Source organism: Vibrio sp. TRT 1302 (assembly GCF_050113875.1).
Taxonomy (GTDB): Bacteria; Pseudomonadota; Gammaproteobacteria; order Enterobacterales; family Vibrionaceae; genus Vibrio.
Genome location: NZ_JBNJOF010000004.1, coordinates 82,069 through 99,137, shown reverse-complemented (window position 1 = coordinate 99,137; position 17,069 = coordinate 82,069). Strand labels below are relative to the sequence as shown.

Genomic DNA, 17,069 nt, shown 5'->3' with positions numbered 1-17,069 from the left:
ATGGGAAAATCAAATCACGGAGCATTTAACAATCAGATGATACGCTGGAGCATTAGCGAGATCAGACAAGGTCAATTATGGCCAGTCTCAATTGCTTTGGTGATGATCATCGCGTGTATATTTGCCCTCACCGCGCTTGCAGAGAGAATGGAGCAAGTGGTGGTCAAGCAGGGTAAGCAAGCTTTGACCGCAGATACAGTATTTACCTCCTCAAACCCCTTGCCTCCGACGCTCACAAAGCTTGTAGAACAAAGTGGTCTAACTGCTTCACAACAGACACGTTTTGCAACCATGGCATTTAGTGACAATGCGATGAAACTTATCACGGTGAAGTCTGTTGATAGTCGCTACCCGTTACAAGGAGAGATGCGACTGAGTGATGACAAGCATGAATATTCAAGGGTTGAACCAGGGCAGCTTTGGCTAGACGAGCGGCTATTCGCGCAGCTACAAGTTGAAATTGGTGACGCCGTCACAGTTGGTGACGCAGATTTTACCGTCAGCGGGCGAATCGTCGAAGAACCCGGACTGAGTTTTAACCCATTCCAACAAATGCCGTCTGCGTTTATTCATAGTGACGATCTGAGTAAAACGGGTGCGGTGCAAATCGGCAGTAGAGTTCGTTATAGCCTGTTTATTGACGGGAAGCAGTCGGAGATTGAACAGCTCAAAGCGAACGTCACATTGACACCCAGTGACCGTTGGCGTGATCAAAACAGTGCTAGTCGAACCAATGAAGTATTTCAGAGAACGGAACAATACCTTTCCCTAACGGTGGCTATCGTGATCATCATGGCAGCCACGACTTTGGTGTTAACTTGCCAGCACTACGTTGCAACGAGGAAAAGAACCATTGCAATGCTCAAGAGTTTAGGGGCGAGCAAACGTTGGTTAACTCGCTGGTTGCTGACTCAGGTATCCATTCTTCTTATTTCTGCTGTTGTACTAGGCACGTCTTTAGGCATACTGCTTGAGTTTTTGCTGAGAATACCGTTGGTCGATTTATTACCTAATCCACTGCCTAGTTATGGAATCAAGCCAGCAATAATAGCAATAACCACCAGTATTCTGATTGCCATTCCTGCGTTAGGAATTCCGCTGCTCAATTTGATTAACGTCAGTGCGGTAAATGTGATGCAGGCCGAGCAACATTCTCAGCAAAGCAAGCAAAGATATCTGCTACTTTTATTCCCGTTAATCCCCATGTTAGTCGCGTACTACGACAATTTATTGGTATGGATTGTGTTAGCAGGAATGGGTGTATTGTTCATTGTGTTAGGACTACTGAGTGTGGTGATTACTAAATCACTCGCTAAGATGCCTTTGTCTCCACCGCTCAAGTTAGCGTTGAGCAGAATAAATCGTTCTATGTCAGCGACAGGAATTCAGTTCGGTGCTTTAGCACTCTCTTTGATGTTGCTGTCAACGATGTGGCTAGTACGAACCGATCTGCTATCCGATTGGAGTAGAACCATACCCAAAGATGCCCCCAACGCGTTTGCCCTCAACATCGCGCCTTATGAAAAAGAGGGCTACTTGAAAGTTCTTGATGATAACGGTATTGAGCGTTCCCAAGACTATCCAATCATTCGCGGTCGTTTGCTTGACATTAACGGGGTTGACGCTAAGTCTCTGGCCAATGGCCCTGAGTCCAGTGACGCGTTAAGAAGAGAGATAAACTTTACGTTTGCAGATGGCATACCGGCACACAATGAATTGATCACAGGTCAATGGACTGAAACCAATGGTGTGTCCGTCGAACAGGATGTGGCCGATGAACTTAATCTATCTATTGGCGATGAGTTGGGTTTTGTCATTAATAGCCAACCCGTGACGGCAAAAGTTAACTCGATCCGTTCTGTCGAATGGCGGGATATGAAGCCTAACTTTTACTTTATCTTTACCAAAGACGTGTTAGCCAACATACCCGCTACTTACTTAGTGAGTTTTCGGGTTGAAGATAGCCACAACGAATTGCTCAATGGTCTATCTCGTCAATACCCCACAGTCAGTCTGATGGATATACGCGTGATGGGCGCTAAGATTCAGCAACTGCTTGAACAGATTGTTTGGTCGATAACATTGTTGGCAGCAATCGGTGTATTGTCTGGTTTATTGTTAATTTTCACCTTGTTGCGGTTGAGTTTAGGCCAGCGACAGGATGAAATTCAACTCTACCGCACGCTAGGAGCGAGTAAAAAGCGTGTAGAACAAACCATATGGGCTGAATATGGATTGATGTCTTTGATTGCGGCCTTAATCGCATCAATAGGATCAGAAGCTGTCGTTGGGGCTCTGATGGTGTACGGATTTGATCTTAAGCCCAACCTACATCTCGTGCTGTGGATTACATTGCCTTTAGGTACTTTTTTCACATTGGCGCTGGTGGTTAACAGCCTAATAAAAGGCCTACTAACCCCTATAAATAAGGCAGTTAGCTAAATCTATTCGGCCAAGTTGTTCAGTTATCCACAAAAACGGTGGATAAAGTTTGGGATAACTTGGCCTGTAGATAAGTTATAATTTGCCACAAGCCTGTATAGCAAAAGCCCGTCAACGATTTGTTATTCACAGAAGCAATTATTTCTGGTTTCACCATTTTTGAGTCAAGCATTTTTTTCATTTTTTTTTCGTCAAAATGTCATTAATTCACCATGCAAAAATTGTGATTTTATTCACTCGTTAATGGCAGTAAAATATCCTGAGAATGAACGAATTAGCCACATTAATGCAATCTGAATCGCAACAAATTCGCACCCCTAGCGTCGCAATTATTGGCGGCGGTATCGCAGGAGCAACGGCCGCCGTCCACATGGCGGAGTTGGGCCTAAACGTACACCTGATCGAGAAAGGATCTGGGCTGGTCAGTGGTCCGCCGATATGCCATCTTCATGCTGGTGGAAATTTGTACAGAGAGATCTCTACTGAGCAATGTATCGAGCTACTGAAACAATCCATCGACACCATTCGATTGTATCCGCAAACCGTCAATAAACGTCCAACGGTAATCGCGGTGCCATACAGTGATGGAGGCTCGCCTGAAGAGCTGTACGAGCGCCTTATTACGATTCAAGACTGCTATGCTCAACTCGTAAAGCAAGACATAGCCAACAAAGTGCTTGGTGAACCAGCAGACTATTACAAGTTTTATAGTCGTGATGAAATTGAAGCCTTAGCATGCTTAGAGCAACCCCAAAATCCTACTACCATTGATGAATGGCTGATTCCTTTTGCCAAGCATGCTGATTTGGATGTCTTAAAATTTCCGGTTGTTGCTGTTCAAGAATATGGGTGGAGTGTTTTTCGAATTGCTGCATCAGCGACGTTGGCTCTAGAAAAAATGCCTAACTGCCAACTTAAGGCAGAAACTCAAGTGATAGGTGTTGAAGAGTCAGACCAAGGTTGGACAGTGGAATGCGTAGACAGAGAAGGGAACATTGAGTTTCTTCAGGTAGATTACTTGGTCAACGCTTGTGGCTATGAGACAGGTTCAATCGATGACTTGGCGCAGAAACCACGTGAGCGTCTCGTCGAGTTTAAGGCGGCCTATGTGACACATTGGCCACAATGCGAAGAACTTTGGCCTGAAGTGATTTTCCACGGACCACGTGGCACACCAAACGGAATGGCACAGCTTACACCTTATCCTGATGGTATTTTTCAATTGCATGGGATGACGAAAGACATCACATTGTTTGAAGATGGTTTGGTTGCTTCAAGCGCCGACTCATCACAGCCAAGCTTACCACTGCGGTTGAAAACTAAAATACAGAAAGGCTGGGATGACGACGTTATTATTCAACGAAGTCGACGTGCAATAGAACATATGGCGCGATTTATCCCTGATTACTCCGTGGCTCATGAGTTCGGTACGCCATTGTTTGGTGCACAGCAAATACCCGGCAAGGATGACACATTGCGTGCGGCTGATGTGACGTTTGAAGGCAAGCATTATGCGCGGGTAGAGGTGGTGAAAGGTTCATCAGCCTACGAAGCGGCGGTAAAACTCGTCCAGCAGTGGCAACTGTTTCATTACCAAGACCTGACGATTGAACAGCTTCATCCGGTCACGCTGGCTCTTAGTGAGGCAGAGATTGAGAGCAAAGCGAAGGAACTGGCGCAACAGAGAACATATCCACAGCAACTCGCTCAATATTACGGTCAATAGCAGTGATTAGGGCCGCGTGGCCCTAATAGCCGAAGAATCGTGCCCATTGACACCACACATCCTGCAGACCCAATAAATCCCCCCGTACAAAGCGAACTTTTTGTCCGGGTTTTGCTTGAGCAAGACGAGGCAAGTCAATCCTTGCGACACAACCGATTTTTGGATATCCGCCGATAGTCTGCCTATCATTGAGAAGCACTATGGGTTCACCACTGGGCGGGATCTGAACTGAGCCTAGTGCAATTCCTTCACTTAAATATTCTTTTTCCGGCGCTGCAATCTTATTACCAGAGAGTCGATAGCCCATGCGATTGATCAGTTGGCTGACATCAAATTCAAGATTGTACAACCCATTAATAGCATCACGTGAAAAATCGCCTACCTGATAACCTTCGATTAAACGCAGTTCGATGGGTAGGTTGTAATCCGGTTTATAGCGGAACGTCATTTGTACTGGTCGACGACGGGGGACATGCGGCGCAAATTTGAGTACATCTCCAAGTGATAGTGGGCAGCCAGATGCTAATCCACCCAGCTGATCTCGTGTAACGGTCGCGGCACTGCCTAACTGAGGTGGAACTATGAATCCGCCTTTAATCGCTAGGTAACTGCGTAAGCCATTTTTAGGTAGTCCAAATGTAAGACGTTGACCTTTGCTCGCTGTAAACGTTGACCAGATTTCAAGTGGTTGCCCATCCAGTCGTGCAGTAAGATCACCACCAGCGATGGCCATTTCACAGCTTGAATGAATAAGAAACTCTGCCTGACCTAAGGTTATTTCAAGTGTGGGCATATTGACGGTGTTGCCCAGTAAATGGTTCGCCCAGCTATAGGCGTAGTCATCGACAGGTCCACCTTGTGTTATGCCAAAATGCGCAAGGCCAAATCTCCCAAAGTCCTGGATCAAAGTCTGTTGACCCGGTTTAATGACTTCAACGTAGCTCTCGTTTATCATTGCCATCCCTCAGTTATTTGCCCGCCTAAACCAATAAATTCATCTAATTCAATACGTTTGAAACGTACACGTGTACCGATAGTAAAAGGGAGGACAGGATGGCTATTGGGATGGTAAAGGTCGATAGGACAATTGCCTATGATGTTCCACCCTCCAGGGCTATCGCTTGGATAAATCGCGGTTTGGTTGTTCGCGATACCGACGCTGCCCTTTGGTAAAGATACCCTAGGCGTGCGTTTTCGTGGCAGTTGAATAGCGGGGTCAACGTGGCTCAGAAAGGCAAATCCTGCTGAAAATCCAATTGCACCTACCGTGTACTCAGTATCGCAGTGGCGTGAAATCACATCCTCAATGGCCATTCCTTTGTCTGTATAGAGTTCAAGGTCTGGACCCACAGAAACATCATAATAGATAGGCAGCTCTAAGATATCTGGCTGATGGTAATCTGGCATGTGATGCAACGCTTCGGTCACGAGTTTTTCCAAATAGGGGACGAACTCAAAAATGGAAATGCGATGAGGTAGGTAGTCGATAAGGATTGAATCGAATGAGGGAGTGACATTCATCACCCAGACCCCAAGTTGGTTGCTAAGATAATGACTGATTTCTCCAATGACCCAAGAAAGGTGGTCGTTAGGATCACTGTGAAAACGGATTAAAATTGAACATTCCGCAACGGGATCGATGGACGTTTCAATGTTCATTAGCCCGACCTCTCTTGTTGGATTAACGATCTGATTTTCTCGATGATCTTGATTCCCTGTTCGTTATCACCATGCACGCAAATCGTGTCTGCATCGAGAGCGATAGAGAATCCGTCTATCGTCCGTACTTTCCCATATTGAACAATTTGTTGAACTTGATTGAGAATATCGTCTTCACTGCTAATGACGGCGTTCGGCATACTGCGGGGCGCAAGTTGTCCATTGGCTTGATAGCGTCGATCAGAAAAAGCTTCAAATAATAGAGGCACATCATATCGATCGGCGATGTCGAGGAGCCGTTGATTATCTGTGATAGCTAGAGTCATTAAAGGTAAGTTAAAGCTGGAGACGGCATCAACCACGGCCTCAAAGATAACCATATCTTTTTGCATGTCGTTATACAGTGCCCCGTGGGGCTTTACGTAACTGAGCTCGCAGTTGTGGCTCTCACATAACCCTTTAATCGCTCCAATTTGGTAGATAAGCATTGCAGTAATTTCTTCTGCGGGCATTGGAATACTGCGTCTGCCGAACCCTTGCAGATCGGGGTAGCTAGGATGCGCGCCGACCTTAACGTTATGTTTGATCGCAAGCTTAATGGTATCACTCATGATCTTAGGGTCGGAGGCATGAAATCCGCATGCGATGTTGGCCATGTCAATGTGTGGCATGGCTGCGCGGTCATTACCCATTGTCCAAGAACCGAAGCTCTCACCCATATCACAGTTGAGACTGATCGAACGTTTTATCATCAATGAAAGAATTCCCTAATCAAATCACCTAGTAACATGTTTCAATTGACTAAATTAAACAGTGATCGGTTTCATTTTTTAGCCAACAAACTAAAAAAACTAATTTGTTATTTGTGTAATTAAATATTGATAAGTGGAATAATATAATTTGCTAATATTGTCAGGTTCCTGAATGTATAAAAGATCTCTATTCTCGATAGTTCTCATCACAGCGTCGACGGTTGCTCATAGCGAAAGCGATCTCGATGAACTGGTATCTATGAGTTTAGAAGAACTTTCCCTACTGCATGTCACTGTCGATTCTGCGTCGAAGTTTTCTCAAGACCTCGCTGACATTCCTTCTGCGGTCTATGTACTGGATGGAGAGCGGATTAAGCGAAGTGGCGCGAGATCGTTGGCTGACGCTCTTAATCTCGTTCCGGGGCTTAGAGTTAGTCACTATTCCGCGGCGGAGCCGATCGTATCTTCACGTGGTTTTCACAGCGGCCTATTTAACAAAATGTTGGTGCTTCAAGACGGACGTAGCCTTTATAGTCCGATATATGGTGGTGTCTATTGGGCGGATGTTGATTATCCGATCGAAGACATTGACCGAATTGAAGTGCTTCGTGGGCCTGCTGGTAGTATTTGGGGCGGGAATGCCGAAAACGGTGTGATCAACATTGTGACGAAGTCAGCGACGGAAACGTTAGGCGGGCAAGTCTCCTCCAGTTATCAAAAGTATGGCAGTTATGATCTCTCAGTACGTCAGGGTTTAGCGCTATCACCAAACATATATGCTCGTGCCTACTATAAGCATAAGTCTGAAGTCTACCAGCCCATCACGCCAGATACGCGCTGGAACATGCACAGTGCAGGCATTGTTGTAGAGCGGCCTCATGAGTGGATATTACGTCTAGGAGGAGAGAAAAGTAGCGTCATTCAAGATATGTACACGATTGACTACGCCAATGGATTTGCCACAGGGACAAGCTATACCAATGAAACCATTGCTAGTCATTCCTATTACGTACAACTCGATACTCGCCAAACTCTCTCAGACAACACAGAAAGCAATTATCGGTTTTGGCTTCAACAAAACGAAGACTCTGCTTATGATGCCCCCGGAAAATATTCAACTTTTGACGCCGAGTTCAACTTCTCGACGCAACTGACTCCTCGCCAGCAGGTTATCTATGGCGGTGGTTATCGCTACGTTGCCCTCGATCTAATGCATCAAATCTCAGGCTATGATCTCAACTCAGTGGATTACTATGTACGCTTGTACAATATCGACTCTGCTGCCGACAGTATTGTGAATAGTTATATCCAGCATGAAGGGCAATGGACTAACAAGCTCAAAACGGTTGTGGGTGTTAAAGCTGAGTATTTTGAACAGGGAGATAGCTTAGAACTTTCTCCGCAATTAAGAGCCATTTACGATATTGATTTCATTAGCAGCGTATGGGCTGGAGTAGGCCGGGGTATCGTTGCGCCTTCTTATATGGACACCAACTCCATTTTCATTGCCAATCATTTGTATTGTCCTGCGGGAAGAGATTGTTCAAGCGATTTCCGTAATCTTGAATACTTCTATCAACTCACCCTTCCTTCCCCAGAGCGAGCTCTAGAAAGTGTCATTACCTACGATATAGGCTATCGCTTTATGACGGAGGACGTCGAGCTGGATGCGTCAGTGTTTTACAGCCATTACGACAATATTGTTGGCGTCGAATATCAAGGGCGTTATCCGGGTTATGACCAAATTGACATCTACCAGTTAACTTATAGCTATCTTGTCGACTCTTATGGAGTAGAAATTGCCACTCGTTGGATGATCAACGAGTCTCTGTCCTTGTATGGTAGTTATAGCTATCTCACCCTAGATCATGACTGGGAGCCTTCGTCTACCAGTAACGGAAGTGCAGAAGGAAGCCTATCTATAGATTCTCAACATTTGGCGTCTTTGCAAATGTTATGGCAGGTCACTCAACAAATTCAGTTTGATCTTTTGCTCAAAGGGCAAGAGGTGAATTACGTGAGTAATGCCCATTTGGACAATTACCTCGCGCTCGATGTGAGGTTGGCGTGGCAAGCTAACCCTAGTGCGCCGTTAGTTGAATTATTGGTACAAAACCTCGCTGAGAATCAGGGGTTCTATGAAGACATAAACAGTTTCTATTTGCGTGAGGAACTCGTCGCGTTGAGGCTGAGTTATGAATACTAGGCATTTTCGCTCGTTGTGGCTTATTGTTATTGGATTACTGCTGGGTAGTAAGCAAGCCTGTGCAGCGACATATAGTGAAGATCAAATTAAGGCCGTCTACCTCTATCGCATCGTGAGCTTTATCTATTGGGAAGCGGAGGAGCAGATGGATAGCATCAATATTTGTCTTCCCGACAGTCAAAACATCCGAAGTTTACTCTCCGAGATTACCCAAGGAAAAATGGTACGAGATAAGCCTATTCGAATCACTAGCGATAATTGCAATCTTGTTTATTTAACGCAAAGAAGCAGTTTGTCGCTGCTCAACTCTTATCCCAAAAGCACGGTTACTGTCAGTGACGTTACGCGTTTTACTAACTACGGCGGCGCCGTGGAATTGGCGACTAAAGCTGGACGAATAAAACCCAAAGTTAACCTCGGCAACCTTGGCAGCTATCGAATATCTTCAAATTTGTTACGTGTTTCAGATGTTGAGGGAGAGCTACGATGAAATCACTCACCAATCTGTCACTCAAAAGTAAATTGATCATACCGATTATCGTGTTTACTGGACTTGTTTTCCTGTTGTCCCAGGGGTACGCGTTTTACCACGCTGTGGATACACAGAGAGATAATCTAATAAACCGAGTCAGTGTGCTGGCCAAAGGAGTGGCGTATAACTTACAAGCGGCTATTCTATTTGATGACAGTTTAGCCGCGACGGAAGTGTTGGATGCTTTCTCTGCGGATAAAGAAGTGGCTAGGGTTAAACTCTACACTCCTGACGGCCAATTGTTCGCTATGTATGAGAGAGAAGGTCCTGTCGCACCAGTTCCAACAGAAGGGCAACGGAATGAGATCAATCGACAAGGGTATTCGATCGGTAAAGATCATATTTTCTTGCTGGTTCCTGTCGAGCTAGAACAAGAAGTGATCGCCAAACTGAGGGTGATTATATCGAAATCCTCCTTCCAAGAACTCTATGATAGCGCGTTGTTCAATAGTCTGATGTTCTTGCTCTTGATGGTGTTAGCCGGCGTTGTATTGTACATGACAGTGCAGAAATACATTGTCGAACCAGTCTATCAGTTAAATGTTGGTATGCGTTCGTTTATCGACAGAAAGCAAAATACTCTAAATGTACACCCGACGGCGAATGACGAAATTGGCGCGCTGGTTCGTGCCTTTAACACCATGCTGGATAGATTGAAGCAAAGAGACCAACAAGTTGAATACACATTAGATAAGTTGGAAGAAGAGAAATCGTTCGCCAACGAAGTGGTCGAGGCGGTAAAACATGCGCTTGTGGTGGTCAATTCAACCGGTGAAATTATTCATTTTAATGCTTCAGCTTGCCAAGTGTTCCGCTGTACGAGTGCGTTTCTTAAAGGTGCTAATATTCTCGACTTTATTGGCGGGCGAAACTCGGAGAGCATTAAGCAGGCACTCAAACAGCAGCATGAATTTATCGACCAACAGTTTTGGGTCACGGATGTGTTTGAGCAGCGCCAGTTACTGCAAGTCAGTTGCGCCAAACTGACCAAGCTAGGTCAGCTTCTTTTTGCGATTCAGGATGTTACGGAAGTCGAACTAGCGCTACAGAGGCAGCGACTCGCTGCGGGCGTGTTTGAACACAGTCAGGACGCGTTGATCGTCACTGATGAAAATGACGTGATTACTATGGTCAACCCTGCATTGACATTGTTGCTTGGCTACCCTCAAGAGTCATTATTGGGGAAAAACACCGACGATATCTTCGAATGGCAGCAATTCCGCTCGCTTATGCCAACAATCAAAGAGGCGGTGATAAGTTATGGGCAATGGCAAGGTGAGGTATGGGAAAAACACATCTACGGACATCAAGTTCCTATGTTCGTAAAGGTTTCGCGTATCGTAAACAATGACGATGAGAGCGCATTTGACTATGTCTATATCTTAACGGATTTGTCGAACCTTAAAGAGATGGAAAGGCTAGAACATCTGGCGCACCATGATTCGCTTACCGGTCTAGCGAATCGCGCTAAGCTTTATCGGGTACTGACGGAAGTACTCAAAAGTGAACAAGAAAACAGAGCTGGCCTCGCGTTACTCTATCTCGATTTGGATGGATTCAAAGGTGTGAATGACACCTATGGCCACGACGCGGGGGATGAGGTACTAAAACAGGTATCAGAACGCCTTTTGTCACAGGTGAGAACCAATGACTTAGTCGCAAGGCTTTCCGGTGATGAATTTGTGGTGTTAATCAACAATACGACCAAGCAATCTATATCTGTCTTGGCCGAGCGTCTAATTGCATTGATCCATAAAGACATTGTTTACAAAGGCCGTGTTTTGAACGTAGGTGCTAGTATTGGCGTACACTTTGTAGAGGACTACGACGAGAGTATGGACGAAATGCTTAAAGCAGCGGACACGGCAATGTACCAAGCCAAGGCGAGTGGAAAAGGTCGATTTGTCATCAATCAGGATTGATTGTTCTACTTAGTGTATCCCTATTCTGTATTTCCCCCCAACTTTTGGTTAATATTTGCCTTAATAATTCAGAAGGTTAGTGATATGAATATTTTGGTTACCGGCGGCATGGGTTACATTGGCAGCCATACCTGTATACAGATGATTGAAGCGGGTATGACGCCAGTCATCTTTGACAATTTGTACAACAGTAAAGCATCCGTACTGGATCGTATCCAAGGTGTAACGGGCGTTCGACCGATGTTTATCGAGGGAGACATCCGCGATAAAGCGCTGCTCGTTGATGTACTAAAGAGCAATGACATTCAGGCGGTTATTCATTTCGCTGGGCTTAAAGCGGTCGGTGAGTCGGTCGCTATGCCGCTGGAATACTATGACAATAACGTCAATGGTAGTCTGGTCTTGGTTGCTGCGATGCGCGAGGCTAACGTTAAAACACTCGTTTTTTCATCTTCTGCAACCGTGTATGGCGATCCAGCGAGTGTGCCAATTACTGAAGATTTTCCAACCAGTGCGACGAACCCTTATGGTCGCAGTAAATTGATGGTTGAAGAGTGTTTATCCGATTTCCAAAAAGCAAACCCTGAGTGGAGTATTACGCTTTTGCGCTACTTCAATCCTGTTGGCTCTCATCCATCAGGCGAACTCGGTGAAGATCCGCAAGGCATCCCAAACAATCTTATGCCTTTCGTCTCTCAAGTTGCTGTTGGTCGTCGAGAATTCTTGTCTGTATTTGGCAATGATTATCCAACTAAAGATGGTACGGGTGTTCGAGACTACATTCATGTGATGGATCTATCAGATGGTCACGTTGCCGCGTTAGAAAAAGTCGGTCAAAAATCAGGTCTACATATCTATAACTTGGGGACTGGCAACGGCTACAGTGTGCTTGAAATGGTAAAAGCTTTTGAACTAGCATCTGGCAAAAATGTGCCTTACCAGATTGTCGCGCGTCGCCCCGGTGATATTGCAGAGTGTTGGGCCGATCCAAGTAAAGCCATCAACGAGCTTGGTTGGCAGGCGAAGCGAACTCTTGACGAGATGACGAGTGACACATGGCGATGGCAGTCGAACAATCCACAGGGTTACCCAAATAAATAGCAAAAAAAACCACCGCAAATGCGGTGGTTTTTTTACGCTTGATACAAAATAGGCAAAATTGTGTCAGCGCAGAGGGGAAGCGTTATTCCACCTCTTTATCTTTACCTAGCGATAGTATCCATAGAGAGATTGCAGCGACTACCGCAAAGCCAGATAAAATGATAAAAGGCATGGCACCATAGCCTAGGATATGCCAGATAACGGATTCTAAAGTACTCATTTTCTGTGCTCCTTATTGCCAGCCTTCAACACCGTGCATGTCAGGCAGTTTGTGTGCAATACCTTTGTGACAGTCTACACACGTTTTCTCACCAGAGGCTAGGGCAGTAGAGTGCTGTTTTGCACTACGCTGACCTTGCTCAGAGAAATCCATATATTCAAACTCGTGACAGTTACGACATTCCAGTGAGTCATTCTTCTTCAAACGGGCCCATTCACGTTCAGCTAGGTGAGCACGACGCTCTTGGAACTTCTCAGGTGTGTCGATCGTTTTGGTGACGAAATGAGCGAACAACTCTTTTGAAGCCTGAACTTTACGGACAATTTTATCAGTCCATTCATGCGGAACGTGACAATCAGAACAGATTGCACGTACACCAGAACGGTTTGAATAGTGAATGGTTTCCTGAATCTCAGCAACGATAGGAGCGTGACAGCCAGAACAGAATTCTTCTGTATTGGTCGCCTCCATTCCCGTGTTAAATGCGCCCCAGAATAGAAGACCACCAGCGAAACCCATAAATAGAACTACACCTACCGCAGCTTTACTTGGGGTTGCCAATCGCTTCCAAAACGCTTTCAATAATTTCATAGATAACCTCTTATTTACTCACGTGCTGCTTATTTAAGCGCATCGACACTCTTGAACTCATTTTCAACAAGCGGTTTTGCATTGGCTTGAGGAACGTGACATTGAAGACAGAAGTAACGGCGAGGTGATACGTCAGCCAGTACTGCGTCTTCGCGGTTAACGTAGTGCGTTACACTGATCTTAGTTGCGCCCATCTCTTTTGCATTCTTCCAGCTGTGACATGCGAGACATTTGTTCGCATTGAGAGATACCTCATAGCTACGAATGTTATGAGGGATCAACGGTGGCTGATAAACAAAGCTACTGTCGAGCACTTGTTCACGTGGATATTTTTTAAATTCATCAGCAGGGCGAGTTGCTTCTAATTCACTCACGCCACGTAATGATTCTAAGCCACCGATACCACCAGGATTCTCAAGCTCAGCTACAGCCGCACCACTCATTAAAGCACCAACAGATAACAGTGCAATTAGGAATTTTTTCATTATTCATTCTCCGCCTATCGGCTAAATTCTTATCCCTGACTGACGAATCAGTCAGGGCATGCAAACTTACGCAATCTTAGTGATCTTGACTGGACACTTCTTGAAGTCAGTCTGTTTAGACAGAGGATCAGTCGCGTCTAGGATCAGTTTGTTAATCAGAATGCGTGCATCAAAGAACGGTACAAAGACCAAGCCTTCTGGTGGACGGTTACGGCCGCGAGTTTCAACACGTACACGTACTTCACCACGTTTGTTCGCAATCAGAACTTCATCGCCGCGACGGACACCACGCGCCTTCGCATCAGCAGGGTGCATGTAACAAACTGCATCTGGAACGGCTTTATAAAGTTCTGGTACACGACGTGTCATAGTACCTGTGTGCCAGTGTTCTAGAACACGGCCAGTACATAGCCACATGTCGTATTCAGCATCCGGCGACTCTGGTGGCGCTTCGTAAGGCGCTGAAATAATCAGTGCTTTACCATCTGGCTTACCGTAGAAGTCCCAGCCAGAACCTGCTTTCGCATATGGATCTGAGCCTTCTTTGTAACGCCATAGTGTTTCTTTTCCATCTACAACAGGCCAACGTAGACCACGAACTTGGTGGTAAACATCATAAGGTGCTAGGTCATGACCATGACCGCGACCAAATGCCGCATACTCTTCGAACAGACCTTTTTGTACGTAGTAACCGAAGTGGTGAGCATCATCATTTAGCTCACGTGCTTCTTCAATTGGGAACTTGTTGATAACACCGTTGGCGAACAACATGTCATACATAGTCTTACCGCGGTATTGAGGTGCTTTAGCAAGTTGTTCTTCTGTCCAAACTTCTTCCATCTTGAAGCGTTTAGAGAACTCCATCACCTGCCATAAGTCAGATTTAGCTTCGCCAACCGTACCAACTTGTTGGTACCAAGCTTGCGTACGACGTTCTGCGTTACCATAAGCGCCTTCTTTTTCGATCCACATTGCTGTAGGTAGAACAAGGTCCGCTGCTTGTGCTGTTGCTGTTGGGTATGGATCAGAACATACGATAAAGTTTTCTGGATTGCGGTAACCTGGAAGACGTTCGCCGTTGATGTTCGGGCCCGCTTGCATATTGTTGTTACACATAACCCAGTAAGCATTCAACTTACCATCTTTAAGCATACGGTCTTGCAGTACAGCGTGGTAACCCGGTTTAGGTGGGATAACGCCATCTGGAATGTTCCAAATACCTTCTGCGATCTTACGGTGTTTCGGATTTGCTACGACCATATCTGCTGGTAGACGGTGAGCAAATGTACCAACTTCACGCGCAGTACCACATGCTGATGGCTGACCTGTTAGTGAGAATGGGCTGTTACCCGGAGTCGCAATCTTACCTGTCAATAGGTGGATGTTGTAGATTAGGCTGTTCATCCATACACCGCGAGTATGTTGGTTCATACCCATTGTCCATAGAGACATCACTTTAGTGTTTGGATCCGCGTACTGTTTAGCCAGTTCAATCAGTTGTTCTTGAGACAAGCCTGACATTTCAGACGCTTTTTCAACTGTGTATGGTGCGACAGACTTTTTGTACTCTTCAAACGAAATCGCAGACATCTTGCCGGAGTTAGGATTCGCCGCTGCTTTTTGCAGTGGGTCATCGTCACGTAGGCCGTAACCGATATCAGTATCTGCTTGCTTAAAGTTGGTGTGTTTGTTTACAAAATCCCAGTTTACCGCGTCATTTTGAATGATGTAGTTGGCAATGAAGTTTGCAATTGCTAGGTCAGACTGAGGTTCAAAGATGTAACCTTGGTCAGCCAATTCGAATGAACGGTGGTAGTAGGTTGATAGTACGTTGACTTTAACGTGTGGGTGACTTAGACGACGGTCAGTGATACGAGTCCAAAGAACTGGGTGCATCTCTGCCATGTTTGAACCCCAAAGAACGAAAGAGTCCGCGTTCTCAAAGTCATCGTAACATCCCATTGGTTCATCGATACCGAAGGTACGCATGAATGCGCCTACAGCAGAAGCCATACAGTGACGAGCGTTAGGGTCGATGTTGTTAGAGCGGAAGCCAGCTTTCATCATTTTAGCGGCTGCGTAACCTTCCATAACAGTCCATTGGCCTGAACCAAACATACCTACGCCAGAAGGACCTTGCTTTTTAAGTGCTTCTTTCCACTTCTCAGCCATGGTGTCAAATGCAACATCCCAAGAGACAGGAGTGAATTCACCCTCTTTGTCATATTGGCCATTTTTCATACGTAGCAAAGGCTGTGTAAGACGGTCTTGACCATACATGATCTTTGAAAGGAAGTAGCCTTTGATACAGTTTAGGCCCTTGTTAACAGGCGCTTCTGGGTCACCTTGGGTAGCCACTACTTTGCCGTTTTGTGTCCCTACAAGAACAGAACAGCCAGTACCACAGAAACGACAAGGCGCTTTGTCCCAGGTAATTTTTGTTTGGTCTGAGCTAGCGATCAGGTTGGTCGCAGACGCTGGTAGAGTGATACCTGCGACTGCCGCTGCTGATGCTGCTGCGTTTGCTTTCACAAACGCTCGTCTTGTCATCTTCATACTTCACCCTCGATTTGGGAATGTTGAGTTCCAGTGTTATTGTCGTTTAATTCGTTGTCATCGAGACTGCTTTCAATTTGGTGGTAAACCAACGCAGTGCTCAATACATTCGGTAAATTGTTTATTGCTTCGATTGTGTCGGTGATAAAGCCTTGGTTTTCCGTTTCTAAAACCACGACTATTTTGCCTTCAGGGCTATCACCATAAATCTCTGCATTATCGTTTTGCTCAATCTGTTGCTTAACTTCGTTAAGATGTTCAGGAGAGCAGTGGACGACTAAGCTAGAAATATGCACTTCATTAAGTGACATTGATTGATTCCGTTTAAACTAAATTGCTCACATTGATTGACGAAGTAGGGCATACAGAGACACATGCGCCACATCCGCTACATTCATCAAACTCTATTTTCGGTTGTGCGACTTTGCCGATTTGTAATTTGAATTTGATTGCCATGGTTTCGCACATATCGCCACAGCTTCGGCATTCGACATTATTAATCGCCAAACAGCTTTCGCTGATTGACGCTTTTGCATTCCAAGGTTGTTGTGATTGAGGCAAAAATAAAGGTTCAGGGCACGCTTCGGCACACTGGTAACAAAATGTGCATTCATCAATCGAAAAATCAACAGTTGGAAAACCACCGTCACCTTTTACAATGATGTTCGTTTCGCAATTCTCGGCACATTTTCCGCAACGGGTACATAAATCTGTAAAAACACCAGAATTTGCCAACCAAGGGAGCCTGATTGCGGTATCATCGATTTTGTTCCGAGAAAAAAAGCTGCGCTTTGCTAGATCGACCACTGAAATCCTTAATATCACAATTATTCTGAACTAAGCATAGTTCACAATTGCCATTAATAAACTGTCATTT

The 17,069-nt window shown here is 45.3% G+C and carries 15 protein-coding genes; 6 read left to right on the top strand and 9 right to left on the bottom strand.

The window, feature by feature from the left end; all coding sequences use genetic code 11:
- Both ACQEXP_RS07575 and ACQEXP_RS07570 read left to right on the top strand, forming a co-directional pair.
- Complete coding sequence (locus tag ACQEXP_RS07575; RefSeq protein WP_426969177.1) at positions 1 to 2,442, top strand: ABC transporter permease; 2,442 nt, start codon at positions 1 to 3, stop codon at positions 2,440 to 2,442.
- Between the two features lie 286 nt (positions 2,443 to 2,728).
- Entirely contained in the window at positions 2,729 to 4,168 is a 1,440-nt protein-coding gene (locus tag ACQEXP_RS07570; protein ID WP_426969478.1) for an FAD-dependent oxidoreductase, read from the top strand.
- 22 nt (positions 4,169 to 4,190) lie between these two features.
- On the opposite strand, the gene ACQEXP_RS07565 is transcribed toward ACQEXP_RS07570, so the two are convergent.
- The 3 genes from ACQEXP_RS07565 to ACQEXP_RS07555 are packed head-to-tail and all read right to left on the bottom strand — an operon-like array spanning position 4,191 to position 6,579.
- Positions 4,191 to 5,123, bottom strand: a complete 933-nt coding sequence (locus ACQEXP_RS07565; RefSeq protein WP_426969175.1) for a biotin-dependent carboxyltransferase family protein — start codon at positions 5,121 to 5,123, stop codon at positions 4,191 to 4,193.
- On the bottom strand, positions 5,120 to 5,827 hold the full coding sequence (locus tag ACQEXP_RS07560) for a 5-oxoprolinase subunit B family protein (protein WP_426969173.1): 708 nt from the start codon (positions 5,825 to 5,827) through the stop codon (positions 5,120 to 5,122). Before ACQEXP_RS07560 ends, ACQEXP_RS07565 begins: the two co-directional genes overlap by 4 nt.
- Positions 5,827 to 6,579 carry a 5-oxoprolinase subunit PxpA gene (locus ACQEXP_RS07555; RefSeq protein ID WP_426969171.1) on the bottom strand — a complete coding sequence of 251 codons (753 nt, stop codon included), beginning with the start codon at positions 6,577 to 6,579 and terminating at the stop codon, positions 5,827 to 5,829. Before ACQEXP_RS07555 ends, ACQEXP_RS07560 begins: the two co-directional genes overlap by 1 nt.
- A gap of 172 nt (positions 6,580 to 6,751) precedes the next feature.
- On the opposite strand from ACQEXP_RS07555, the gene ACQEXP_RS07550 reads away from it, so the two are divergent.
- The 4 genes from ACQEXP_RS07550 (at position 6,752) to galE (ending at position 12,340) form a co-directional block, all read left to right on the top strand.
- Complete coding sequence (locus tag ACQEXP_RS07550; RefSeq protein ID WP_426969169.1) at positions 6,752 to 8,785, top strand: TonB-dependent receptor plug domain-containing protein; 2,034 nt, start codon at positions 6,752 to 6,754, stop codon at positions 8,783 to 8,785.
- Positions 8,775 to 9,275: a YfiR family protein gene (locus ACQEXP_RS07545; protein WP_426969167.1), complete on the top strand. Its 501-nt coding sequence runs from the start codon at positions 8,775 to 8,777 to the stop codon at positions 9,273 to 9,275. Before ACQEXP_RS07550 ends, ACQEXP_RS07545 begins: the two co-directional genes overlap by 11 nt.
- A complete protein-coding gene (locus ACQEXP_RS07540) occupies positions 9,272 to 11,239 on the top strand; it encodes a diguanylate cyclase (RefSeq protein ID WP_426969166.1) in 1,968 nt (655 codons plus the stop codon). Before ACQEXP_RS07545 ends, ACQEXP_RS07540 begins: the two co-directional genes overlap by 4 nt.
- Before the next feature lie 84 nt (positions 11,240 to 11,323).
- Positions 11,324 to 12,340 (top strand): UDP-glucose 4-epimerase GalE, encoded by a 1,017-nt coding sequence (galE, locus tag ACQEXP_RS07535; RefSeq protein ID WP_426969164.1) that lies wholly within the window; start codon positions 11,324 to 11,326, stop codon positions 12,338 to 12,340.
- Between the two features lie 82 nt (positions 12,341 to 12,422).
- Here galE and ACQEXP_RS07530 read toward each other — a convergent pair whose 3' ends face one another.
- From ACQEXP_RS07530 to napF, 6 genes are all read right to left on the bottom strand, one after another.
- Positions 12,423 to 12,560 carry a TIGR02808 family protein gene (locus ACQEXP_RS07530; protein WP_138971215.1) on the bottom strand — a complete coding sequence of 46 codons (138 nt, stop codon included), beginning with the start codon at positions 12,558 to 12,560 and terminating at the stop codon, positions 12,423 to 12,425.
- Positions 12,561 to 12,572: 12 nt separating this feature from the next.
- Positions 12,573 to 13,151, bottom strand: coding sequence for a NapC/NirT family cytochrome c (locus tag ACQEXP_RS07525; RefSeq protein ID WP_269374808.1), 579 nt, complete (start codon positions 13,149 to 13,151; stop codon positions 12,573 to 12,575).
- A 29-nt stretch (positions 13,152 to 13,180) separates the two neighbouring features.
- Positions 13,181 to 13,636 carry a nitrate reductase cytochrome c-type subunit gene (locus tag ACQEXP_RS07520; RefSeq protein ID WP_269374807.1) on the bottom strand — a complete coding sequence of 152 codons (456 nt, stop codon included), beginning with the start codon at positions 13,634 to 13,636 and terminating at the stop codon, positions 13,181 to 13,183.
- A 66-nt stretch (positions 13,637 to 13,702) separates the two neighbouring features.
- Positions 13,703 to 16,192, bottom strand: coding sequence for a periplasmic nitrate reductase subunit alpha (gene napA, locus ACQEXP_RS07515; protein WP_426969162.1), 2,490 nt, complete (start codon positions 16,190 to 16,192; stop codon positions 13,703 to 13,705).
- Positions 16,189 to 16,503: a chaperone NapD gene (locus tag ACQEXP_RS07510; RefSeq protein ID WP_269374805.1), complete on the bottom strand. Its 315-nt coding sequence runs from the start codon at positions 16,501 to 16,503 to the stop codon at positions 16,189 to 16,191. Before ACQEXP_RS07510 ends, napA begins: the two co-directional genes overlap by 4 nt.
- A gap of 13 nt (positions 16,504 to 16,516) precedes the next feature.
- Complete coding sequence (gene napF, locus ACQEXP_RS07505) at positions 16,517 to 16,999, bottom strand: ferredoxin-type protein NapF (RefSeq protein ID WP_269374804.1); 483 nt, start codon at positions 16,997 to 16,999, stop codon at positions 16,517 to 16,519.
- Between the last annotated feature and the right edge of the window lie 70 nt (positions 17,000 to 17,069).

Excerpts from the sequence above, each read along its gene's own strand:
- ACQEXP_RS07560 (WP_426969173.1), bottom strand. The coding sequence starts at position 5,827 with ATGAACATTGAAACGTCCATCGATCCCGTTGCGGAATGTTCAATTTTA.
- ACQEXP_RS07570 (WP_426969478.1), top strand. The coding sequence starts at position 2,729 with ATGCAATCTGAATCGCAACAAATTCGCACCCCTAGCGTCGCAATTATT.
- ACQEXP_RS07575 (WP_426969177.1), top strand. The coding sequence starts at position 1 with ATGGGAAAATCAAATCACGGAGCATTTAACAATCAGATGATACGCTGG.
- ACQEXP_RS07550 (WP_426969169.1), top strand. The coding sequence starts at position 6,752 with ATGTATAAAAGATCTCTATTCTCGATAGTTCTCATCACAGCGTCGACG.
- ACQEXP_RS07530 (WP_138971215.1), bottom strand. The coding sequence starts at position 12,560 with ATGAGTACTTTAGAATCCGTTATCTGGCATATCCTAGGCTATGGTGCC.
- napA (WP_426969162.1), bottom strand. The coding sequence starts at position 16,192 with ATGAAGATGACAAGACGAGCGTTTGTGAAAGCAAACGCAGCAGCATCA.
- ACQEXP_RS07510 (WP_269374805.1), bottom strand. The coding sequence starts at position 16,503 with ATGTCACTTAATGAAGTGCATATTTCTAGCTTAGTCGTCCACTGCTCT.
- galE (WP_426969164.1), top strand. The coding sequence starts at position 11,324 with ATGAATATTTTGGTTACCGGCGGCATGGGTTACATTGGCAGCCATACC.
- ACQEXP_RS07540 (WP_426969166.1), top strand. The coding sequence starts at position 9,272 with ATGAAATCACTCACCAATCTGTCACTCAAAAGTAAATTGATCATACCG.
- ACQEXP_RS07525 (WP_269374808.1), bottom strand. The coding sequence starts at position 13,151 with ATGAAATTATTGAAAGCGTTTTGGAAGCGATTGGCAACCCCAAGTAAA.
- ACQEXP_RS07555 (WP_426969171.1), bottom strand. The coding sequence starts at position 6,579 with ATGATAAAACGTTCGATCAGTCTCAACTGTGATATGGGTGAGAGCTTC.
- ACQEXP_RS07545 (WP_426969167.1), top strand. The coding sequence starts at position 8,775 with ATGAATACTAGGCATTTTCGCTCGTTGTGGCTTATTGTTATTGGATTA.
- ACQEXP_RS07520 (WP_269374807.1), bottom strand. The coding sequence starts at position 13,636 with ATGAAAAAATTCCTAATTGCACTGTTATCTGTTGGTGCTTTAATGAGT.
- ACQEXP_RS07565 (WP_426969175.1), bottom strand. The coding sequence starts at position 5,123 with ATGATAAACGAGAGCTACGTTGAAGTCATTAAACCGGGTCAACAGACT.